The organism is Kitasatospora nipponensis, assembly GCF_039528135.1.
GTDB lineage: Bacteria > Actinomycetota > Actinomycetes > Streptomycetales > Streptomycetaceae > Kitasatospora > Kitasatospora nipponensis.
Genome location: NZ_BAAALF010000895.1, coordinates 1 through 600, shown reverse-complemented (window position 1 = coordinate 600; position 600 = coordinate 1). Strand labels below are relative to the sequence as shown.

2 protein-coding genes are annotated in these 600 nt (G+C 69.2%); both read right to left on the bottom strand.

Annotated features, from left to right (window positions below; genetic code table 11):
• On the bottom strand, positions 1-192 hold a 192-nt coding region (locus ABD323_RS43925; RefSeq protein WP_344447602.1), incomplete at its 3' end, for a hypothetical protein.
• 74 nt (positions 193-266) lie between these two features.
• On the bottom strand, positions 267-497 hold the full coding sequence (locus tag ABD323_RS43920; protein ID WP_344447601.1) for a hypothetical protein: 231 nt from the start codon (positions 495-497) through the stop codon (positions 267-269).
• Positions 498-600 lie beyond the last annotated feature (103 nt).

Genomic DNA, 600 nt, shown 5'->3' with positions numbered 1-600 from the left:
GGTGTCCTCGCACCCGAGCAGCACAGCTGACAGCAGCGCCAGCAGGACCACCGGGAACACGAGCCCCGGCTGGTGCAGTCCGCGCAGCAGCACGAACCCGCCGTCCTGCCGGTTCAGCCAGCCGATCAGCTCGACCGTCACCGTCGCCGCCACCACCCCGAGCAGCCCTCGTACCCAACGCCGCCGTGACACGATCGCCCCCTTGATCATCCGGATCACGCTCGCGGCACCGTACCGGAAAGGGTGTCCCGTCCCGGTAAAGGGCGTCAGCCCGCCTGGGTGAGCACGGTCGCCTCGATGGCGCGCAGCAGCCGCTCCATCTCGGCCGGGGTGAACAGGTGGGTGTCGGCGGTCATCGCGATCTCGATCCCGTCCGGCTTGTCGGCCATGTGCAGGACGTAGCTGACGGTGCCGCCGTGGTCGGTCGCGGGCTCCCAGCTGAGGGTCGACTCCCCGGCGGTAACGGGGGACCAGTCGGCCGCGGACGACGACAGCACCGGATTCGGTCCTACAAACGGTTAGTGACGGGGGAGATGAGCGATGGGGCAGCGGAAGGGCGGAGAGCCCGGAGACACACCTTTCGACTCGATGACACACGCG